An 8922-nucleotide genomic window follows, 5' to 3' on the forward strand; every position below is an offset into this window, starting at 1 on the left:
GTACCATCAACGACATAGACAGCGAGTTCAATGAGCAGCCAGACCAGCGGGATCGATCCCGTGGGGGTAGCCCGTCCGGCGGATCTTGACGGATCGGTCTTCGAGGAGAAGTCACAACCCATGAGCGACGAGGGCGACCATCAGCTACCCGCTACGTCCACCAAGACGGTCAGCCGTCCGGGCGACCGTATCTTCTCCGGACTCGCGACGGGGTCGGGTGTGTTCGTTGTCGCGCTCATCGGGCTGGTGGCCGTATTCCTGATCCTGCGCGCTGTTCCGGCGCTGAACAACAATGACGCGAACTTCTTCCTCTACAACGGTTCGTGGCGCACCGACGACACGTCGCACATGCAATTCGGCGTTCTCGATCTGTTCCAGGTCACCGTTTTCGTCTCGGTCTTCGCGCTCCTGCTCGCCATGCCGGTTGCTCTTGGTATCGCGATTTACCTCACCGAGTACGCACCGGCGCGGGTTCGTGGGCCACTGGCTTACGTCATTGACCTGCTGGCCGCGGTGCCGTCCATCGTCTACGGCCTGTGGGGCATCTATGTACTGGCGCCGGCCATCTCGCCGGTTGCCCTGTGGCTCAACAGAAACCTCGGTTTCATACCACTTTTTGCCGACAGCCCCGTAAACATCGGAGGCGGCGGCAACCTGTTTACCGGCGGCATTGTGCTGGCGGTGATGATCCTGCCGATCATCGCGGCTGTCACCCGAGAGGTCTTCATTCAGACTCCGAAGGGCCAGATCGAGGCCGCGCTCGCGTTGGGTGCCACCAAATGGGAAGTGGTGCGCACCACCATCATTCCGTTCGGAACTTCTGGGTATATCAGTGGTTCCATGTTGGGGCTCGGCCGCGCACTGGGCGAGACCATCGCGCTGATGTTGATCTTGTCGGGTACCTCGGTGGCGTTCGGCTGGTCACTCTTCGACAGTGGGAGCACCTTTGCGACCCATATTGCTTCCAACGCATCGGAATTCAATAACGAGCTGGAGGCCGGAGCCTACATTGCGGCCGGGCTGGTGCTCTTTGTGCTGACATTCCTGGTGAACTCGATGGCGCGTGCCGTCGTCGGCGGAAAGGGCCGGGCATGACCGCGACTCTTGACAGGCCCGTGAAGGAACCTGCCTTCCATCCGCTCTCAGGTAGGCGCAACGCCACCAACGCCCTTGCCACGGTGCTGGTCTCGGCCGCAGTGCTGGTCGCCCTGATTCCGCTGGTATGGGTGCTGTACACCGTGTTCGATCGCGGATTCAGTGCCATCCTCAGTGAGGACTGGTGGTTCAGATCGCAGAACATGATGACCAACCGGATTGCGGGCGGCGGCGCCTATCACGCCATCGTCGGCACGCTGTTCCAAGGCTTGTTCTGCGCGATCATCTCGGTGCCCATCGGTATCTTCGTGGCCATCTACCTCGTCGAGTACGGTGCCAATTCCCGGCTGGCCAAGCTCACCACCTTCATGGTCGACATCCTGACCGGCGTGCCGTCCATTGTCGCCGCGCTCTTCATCTATGCCCTGTGGGTGGCCACACTCGGGCTGCCGAGGTCGGGCCTCGCGGTATCGCTTGCTTTGGTGCTGTTGATGATTCCGGTGGTGGTGCGTTCCTCGGAGGAAATGCTCAAGATCGTCCCGAACGATCTGCGCGAGGCCTCTTTTGCGCTGGGCGTGCCCAAGTGGAAAACCATCGCGCGCATCGTGCTGCCCACCGCACTCTCTGGTGTGGTGACCGGCGTGATGCTGGCGCTGGCCCGTGTCATGGGCGAAACCGCACCGCTGCTGGTGCTCGTCGGCTACAGCAAGCTGATCAACTACGACATGTTCGGCGGGGAGATGGCGTCGTTGCCGGGCATGATGCTGGACCAGCGCAGCGGTTCTGTGGTGGGGCTCGCCGAGTCCCGCCTGTGGGGCGCCGCCCTCACCCTCATTTTGTTGGTTGCGATTCTCAACGTAATCGCCAAGCTCATTTCGCGTTTCTTCGCACCGAAAAAGGTCTAGGAAGGTACTCATGGCCAAGCGCCTCGATCTCAAGGACGTCAACATCTTTTACGGCAAGTTCCACGCCGTTCAGGATGTCGCGCTGTCGGTTCCACCACGCAGCGTGACGGCCTTCATCGGACCGTCGGGTTGCGGTAAGTCGACCGTGTTGCGCACCCTCAACCGGATGCATGAGGTGACGCCCGGCGCCCGTGTCGAGGGTTCGGTGCTGCTCGACGGCGCCGACATCTACGGTGCCGGGGTAGACCCGGTGTCGGTGCGTAAGACCATCGGCATGGTGTTCCAGCGGCCAAACCCATTTCCCACCATGTCGATTCGCGACAATGTGGTGGCCGGCCTGCGGTTGCAGGGTGTGCGTAGCAAGAAGACCCTTGACGAGGTCGCCGAGCGCTCGCTGCAGGGTGCCAACCTGTGGAACGAGGTCAAGGACCGTCTCGACCGGCCGGGCGGCGGGCTCTCCGGCGGACAGCAGCAGCGTCTGTGCATCGCCAGAGCCATCGCGGTGCAGCCGGACGTGCTGCTCATGGACGAGCCGTGCTCGGCCTTGGACCCCATCTCCACGCTGGCTATCGAGGATTTGATCTCCGAGCTCAAGCAGGAGTTCACCATCGTCATCGTCACGCACAACATGCAGCAGGCCGCGCGCGTCAGCGATCAGACCGCGTTCTTCAATCTGGAGGCCGCCGGTAAGCCGGGCATGCTGGTGGAGATCGACGACACGGAGAGAATCTTCTCCAACCCCAGCCAGAAGGCCACCGAGGACTACATATCCGGCCGCTTCGGCTGATCCAGATCTCAAGATTGCCGCCGAGTCTGCGTCTCACGACGGTTTTGTCCGGTAAAACGTCGTGAGACGCAGACTCGGCGGAATACCTCGGGTCGCGCAGCTGTATTAGTCGGCATGACAAAGGCAGTGCAGTTCGACCAGTACGGCGATATCGACGTCCTGCAGGTGCGTGACGTGCCACGTCCGTCCCCGGGGCCCGGCGAGGTGCTGGTGCAGGTGCGTGCCGCCGGGATCAACCCCGGCGAGGCGAAGATCCGCACCGGGGTGCTGCACGACAGGTTCCCCGCGGCCTTCCCCTCCGGGCAGGGCAGCGACCTGGCCGGAGTGGTGGTGGAGGTGGGCCACAGCGTGGCTCGTTTTGCGCCAGGGGACGAGGTGTTCGGCTATACCGATGATCGGGCCAGTCACGCGGAGTTCGTCGTCGTTCCGGCCAGCCAGCTAGTCACCAAGCCTGAGAGTCTGTCATGGGAGGTGGCGGGCAGCCTCTTCGTCGCGGGTACCACCGCATACGCCGCGGTCGGCTCGGTTGATTTGGCTCCGGGCGATGTGGTCGCCGTCTCGGGCGCGGCGGGGGGAGTGGGCACCGTCGCCGTACAGCTCGCCAAGGCCGCTGGTGCGACCGTGATCGGCATCGCAGGACAGGGCAACGACGAGTGGCTCACCGCGCATGGCGTCATCCCGGTCAACTACGGTGACGGATTGGCAGACCGCATCAAGGCAGCAGCGCCCGACGGGCGGGTTGACGCCTTCCTCGATCTCTTCGGCGGAGGCTACGTGGAGCTGGCGCTCAATGAGCTTGGAGTGGAGCTGCGGCGAATCGACACCATCATCGACTTCGCGGCGATCGAGCGATACGGCGTGCAAAGTGTGGGAAACGCCGAAGGCGCCTCGGCGCAGGTGCTCGCCGAGCTGGCCGCACTAATTGTCGACGGTAAGTTGGAAGTGCCTGTGGCTGAGGTGTTTCCGCTAAGCAATGTGCGAGAGGCGTTCGAGCTGCTCGAACAGCAGCACACCCGCGGAAAGATCGTTCTGGTGCCGTAGCCGCTCAGAGCGGCGTCAAGTGGTCCTGGCCTTGCCCCTCCGGCGGCAGAGTGCCGGTCACCTGGAAGATGACCCGCCGGGCGACCTCCACCGCGTGATCTGCGAAGCGCTCGTAGAAGCGGCCCAGCAGCGTCACGTCGACGGCAGCGGCCACTCCGTGCTTCCATTCGCGGTCCATCAGCACGGTGAACAGATGCCGGTGCAGATCGTCCATCGCATCGTCTTCTTCGTTGATGCGGGCGGCCTTCTCCGGATCGCGGGTCAGCAGCACCTCCTGCGCGCTGTTGCCCAGATCGACTGCGACACGGCCCATCTCGGCGAAGTATCCGTTGACCTCTTCGGGTAGCGCGTGCTGTGGATGACGGCGGCGGGCGATCTTGGCGACGTGCAGAGCCAGGGCGCCCATCCGGTCCACGTCCGCGACAATCTGGATGCTGCTGACGACCTCGCGCAGGTCGCCGGCCACCGGAGCCTGCAGCGCCAGGATGGCGAAAGCGTTCTCTTCGGCGGCAGCGCTCATCGCGGTGATCTGCTCGTGGTCCGTGATGACCTGCTCGGCAAGGACGAGATCGGCCTGTAGCAATGCGCGGGTGGCCCGCTCCATAGCGGCTCCGGCCAACCCACACATCTCCCCCAGCTGTGCCGATAATGAGGACAGCTGCTCCTGAAACGCGGTACGCATGGATCAAGCCTACGGACCCGCCGTCGTCGAGTCATGGCCCTGGCGTGAACGGCGAGTGAATGCCGCCACAGGTTCCGTCGACAAAACTGCGTTCAGTGTCTAAACAGACGGACTATCCGCAGGTAGCGTCGCCGGCGTTGACCACCGTCAGGTCCATCGGAAGTTCTGCGGGTGCCATCGAACCCGACGACAGCTGTAACGGCACCGTCGATCCGGCAACGGGTGGGGCCTGCAAGTTGGCGGTGGACGCGTAGTCACTGCCGAGGACCACGCGCACGGAGGTTTGGGCTCCGGTGATCCGCTGGAGCTTGGCTCCGCCGAAGGAGGCGGCAACCGTCGCGGCCTGCTGCTCGTGCCCCGGTGAGAAGAAAACCGTGGTGGTGGCCAGGGCGGACGGATAGTCGTCGGTGGTGGTGATGGCGAATCCGTACTGGGACAGCTGACTGGCCGCCGATGCCGCCAGGCCTGTTTGGCCCGTGCTGTTGGACACATGCACGTTGATCTCGCTGGGCTCGGTGGTGACTAGGTCGATCTGCTCAGTCGGCGTAGCGGCGGGAGCTGGTGTGGCAGTAGACGTTTCGCCGAGTTCGGTCGCCGCGCCATGCTCACTGGATGCCAAGGTGGTGTCCTGGGTGGTCGTGCCCGGCATGGGGACGCGGGTGCCGTCGGGCTGTAGCTCGCCGGGCAACGGATCGTCATTGATGATGGCGTCGAAGATCTTTCGGATATCCGTGGTGCGTGGCGTCTCGTTGCCCTCGGAGTCGGTGCCGTCGGTCGGCACCGTGAGGAAGGTGATCCGGCCGGCCTTCACGTCCTGCAGTGATTGACCAAGATCCACAAGGTCTTTGGTCCTGATGTTGTCGACGTAGGAGTCGTCGATGAAGGTGTTCACCACGTTGTTGAGCTTGCTCAACGAGAAGAAGGTGTTGTGCGAGATCATCGATCGCAGCAGGGATGACAGGAACAACTGCTGCCGCTTGATGCGCCCGTAGTCACCGTTGTATTCGGTGGTGACCTGACGCGCACGCACGTACTGCAGGGCCGTGTGCCCGTCAATTGTTTGGCGCCCAGCGTTTTCCAGCACTGTGCCCAGCTCGTAGTCCTCGATCGGCGTGGGCGTGCACACCTCGACGCCACCCAGCGCATCGACCATCTTGGAGAACCCCGCGAAGTCCACTCCGAGGAAGCGGTTGATGTTCAATCCCGACATCTTCTGGATGACCTTGACCAAACACTTGGGGCCGCCAAATGCGAACGCGGAGTTGAGTTTGGTTTCGGTGTAGGCCTTATCGGGTCCGTAGGAACGGGTGTCCTCGTTCCAGACCTCGCACAGTGTCGGCTGGATCGCCAGATCGCGCGGGAATGACACGACCGCGACGCGCTTACGGTTCGCCGGGATGTTGACCAACATCATGGTGTCCGAGCGCGTGCCTTCGGCATCGGAGGTGTCTCCGGCGCCCATGTTGCTATTGGCACCCGCCCGGGTGTCGACGCCGATGATGAGGAAGTTCTCGTCGCCGTACTGCGCGTTGGGATCGCGGATGTCGTGGGAGTTGGGGTCCAGCGCCTCGACGCGGTTGAGCCTGTTGTTCTTGACATTGCTCCACTGCCACGCGCCGCCGGTCAGGGCGAGGGAGCACACCGCGACAACCGCGGCGACGGAGCGTCCGAGGTAGATGGGCCGCCGCGAGGGCTTGGACTCAGGTTCCTGGACAAAGGCTTCTGGATTTCCCACGCGGATAGGGATGGCGCGGGTGTCGATGTTGTCGTCCAGATTCGATGCCCGTATGCGGCGCGCGGCGGCCTTGTCGTAGAGGGGCGCGTCATCGGGGTAGTCGACAAAGCCCGCATTCTCATCGGCAGGCTCGGCGGAACGGTGATCGAGGTTGGGTGCATCCTGTTGCACCTGCGGGAGGACGTCGGTGTGGCTGTCATCGGCGAGCGACGCGGGAGCGGGCTCCTCTGCGCGGCCCTCGGGCTCCGAGCGGGCATGCCGCCGCGATCGTCGTCCGCCCCCGGCGCCCTCGCGGGCCAGGAGGTCGGCCACCGACAGTGAGTGTGAACCGGTCTCGTGTGCCGACGGCGCGAGTGTTTCCGGGGCCCGGCCCGGCTTCGATCCGTTGGGAGCCTTTTTAGGCGGTCGAGCGGCTGGCCTCGGCACAGGTGGCGGCGCCGGTACTGAGGGCTCGGCGCGCTGCGTCTCGCGCACCGTGCGTGCGGTCTCTAACCGCCGGGTCCACTCGTCATCGGTGGGGTCGGGCAGCGAGTGATTCAGCGCCGGTGGCGGTGTCCACGGTGTGTTGGATCGGTCCGGCGCCACGTCAATGTCAGGATGACTGCCAACGGGTTCGATCGCGCGTTCCCATGGGGCCGCGCCGTACGCGCGCGGTTGGGCAGGAGTGGCGTTGGGGCCATCACCCATGTTCAACCTCGCTTAAAACGTCTGGACAGTTGCAAGTTCACGGCACACCGGCAGCACATAACGCCGTGCTCGGGGCCCGGTCGTCGTCACATGCTACTGAGCATTGCCGCAGATCACCATGCCCAGTGACCGAGATGTGACCCCACGTCACCCGCCAGAGTGCATGACATCGGCGGCGGAGGGAACCGTGCAATCGTCGGGGTCGTTGAGCCAGCCATCGGGCAGCGACACCTTGCCCGGTGACCCCTGGCGCCCCCGCGGGCCGTTTCCGCCCTCAGGGAAGGGAGCGGCGGCGTCCAGCTGATTGAGCAGGGTGTCCAGCTCGGCGAGGGTGCTGACGAGTGCGAGCGCACGCCGGAGGTCTCCACCGGCCGGGAAGCCATGCAGATACCAAGCGATGTGCTTGCGCATATCGCGCAACGCCTTGTCCTCCCCGAAATGAGCGACGAGCAACACAGCGTGACGCCGCATAATCTCCGTGACCTGACCGAGATTCGGAGGCACTGGAATCGTCTGGCCGTTGAAAACGGCACTCAGTTCCGCGAAGAGCCAGGGCCTGCCGAGGCATCCGCGGCCGATGACGACGCCGTCACAGCCCGTCTGTTCCATCATGACGACCGCATCGGCGGCGTCGAAAATATCGCCGTTCCCGAGGACGGGGATGGTTGTCACGTGGTTCTTGAGCGCGGCTATCTGGTTCCAGTCGGCGGCGCCCGAGTAGCGCTGCGAGGCGGTGCGGGCATGTAACGCGACCGCTGCGGCCCCTTCCGCCTCGGCGATGGCGCCGGCGTCCAGGTGCGTGTGGTGGTCGTCGTCGATGCCGACGCGGAACTTGACCGTGACCGGAATGTCGGTGCCCTCGGTGGCGCGCACGGCGGCGGAGACGATCTGCGCGAAGAGCCGCCGCTTATAGGGAAGGGCTGCGCCCCCGCCATTTCGGGTGACCTTTGGGACCGGACAGCCGAAATTCATGTCTATGTGGTCGGCGAGATTCTCGTCGACCACCATCTTGGCGGCCCGATAGGTCGTTTCCGGATCGACCGAATAGAGCTGTAGAGACCGCGGCGATTCTTCCGGAGAGAAGGTCGTCATGTGCAGCGTGACGGGGTGCCGTTCGGCGAGGGCTCGCGCGGTCACCATCTCGCAGACGTACAGTCCGCTCACGGTGCCCGTGGTGGCCAGCTCCAGCTCCCGGCACAGCGTCCGGAACGCGACGTTGGTGACACCCGCCATCGGCGCGAGCACGACCGGGCTGGGCAATACCAAAGACCCGATCCGCAGTTCGCGGGATCGGGCCTTCGGGAGGTCGACGGATGCGGTCACAGTGCCAGTCGATTAGACACTGACGGCTTCCCTGGCCGCCTTGGCGGCGTTGCGCTCGGCGCGCTTGGCCTGGCGATCCAGGTACTTGGCCTTGACTTCCTCGAAATCGATGGAGGTCTTCTTGAGGTCGCCGACGATGCGATTCAGGTCCTCGCGGTACCACTCGCCCTCGCCGGTGATGTCGTCACGATCGAAGATGCGCCACTTGCGCAGCACCGGCAGCACCACCTCCTCGAGGTGGGATTGCGGGTCGTAGACGCCGCCGGTGGCGATGGTGACGGCATTGCGGCGGAATCCGGGGATCGTGTAGCCGGGCATCTTGAAGTTGTCGAGCACCCGATGGATGGACTTCACGGCCTGGTTGGGCGCGATCTGGAGACCGGCCTCGACCATGTTGCGGTAGAAGATCATGTGCAGGTTCTCGTCGGTCGAGATGCGCTTGAGCAGCTCGTCGGCGATCGGCTCGGCGCACGCCTTACCGGTATTGCGGTGCGAGACGCGAGTGGCCAGCTCCTGGAACGTCACATAAACCACGGAGTCGAACAGGCTCTGGGCGAAAAGCTCCTCACCGCCCTGGCGGTTCTGGCCAGGGGAGAAGCCGCGGGTCATCTGCTCCACGCGGAGCTTCTCCAACTCAACGGGGTCCACGGCGCGGGTGACCACGAGG

8 protein-coding genes are annotated in these 8922 nt (G+C 64.2%); 4 read left to right on the forward strand and 4 right to left on the reverse strand.

Translation table 11 applies throughout. The features are described from left to right. The first annotated feature begins 30 nt into the window (after positions 1 to 30). The 4 genes from pstC (at position 31) to AC5Y5C_RS07610 (ending at position 3828) form a co-directional block, all read left to right on the forward strand. Complete coding sequence (gene pstC, locus AC5Y5C_RS07595) at positions 31 to 1095, forward strand: phosphate ABC transporter permease subunit PstC (RefSeq protein WP_499970547.1); 1065 nt, start codon at positions 31 to 33, stop codon at positions 1093 to 1095. Beyond that, a complete protein-coding gene (gene pstA / locus AC5Y5C_RS07600; RefSeq protein ID WP_499970549.1) occupies positions 1092 to 2000 on the forward strand; it encodes a phosphate ABC transporter permease PstA in 909 nt (302 codons plus the stop codon). Before pstC ends, pstA begins: the two co-directional genes overlap by 4 nt. 10 nt (positions 2001 to 2010) lie before the next feature. Next, positions 2011 to 2787, forward strand: a complete 777-nt coding sequence (gene pstB, locus AC5Y5C_RS07605; RefSeq protein WP_078324788.1) for a phosphate ABC transporter ATP-binding protein PstB — start codon at positions 2011 to 2013, stop codon at positions 2785 to 2787. A gap of 114 nt (positions 2788 to 2901) precedes the next feature. Beyond that, positions 2902 to 3828: an NADP-dependent oxidoreductase gene (locus AC5Y5C_RS07610; RefSeq protein ID WP_499970553.1), complete on the forward strand. Its 927-nt coding sequence runs from the start codon at positions 2902 to 2904 to the stop codon at positions 3826 to 3828. A 4-nt stretch (positions 3829 to 3832) separates the two neighbouring features. Here the strand turns inward: AC5Y5C_RS07610 and phoU are convergent, their stop codons facing one another. The 4 genes from phoU to AC5Y5C_RS07630 all read right to left on the reverse strand — a co-directional run. Beyond that, positions 3833 to 4510, reverse strand: coding sequence for a phosphate signaling complex protein PhoU (gene phoU, locus AC5Y5C_RS07615; RefSeq protein WP_499970555.1), 678 nt, complete (start codon positions 4508 to 4510; stop codon positions 3833 to 3835). 112 nt (positions 4511 to 4622) lie between these two features. Further along, positions 4623 to 6932, reverse strand: a complete 2310-nt coding sequence (locus tag AC5Y5C_RS07620) for an LCP family protein (RefSeq protein WP_499970557.1) — start codon at positions 6930 to 6932, stop codon at positions 4623 to 4625. Positions 6933 to 7079: 147 nt separating this feature from the next. Next, entirely contained in the window at positions 7080 to 8255 is a 1176-nt protein-coding gene (gene dusB, locus AC5Y5C_RS07625) for a tRNA dihydrouridine synthase DusB (RefSeq protein ID WP_499970559.1), read from the reverse strand. Between the two features lie 12 nt (positions 8256 to 8267). Then, positions 8268 to 8922: acyl-ACP desaturase (locus tag AC5Y5C_RS07630; RefSeq protein WP_499970561.1), on the reverse strand; the 655-nt coding region annotated here is incomplete at its 5' end.

This window comes from Mycobacterium sp. NGS15, from assembly GCF_059813245.1.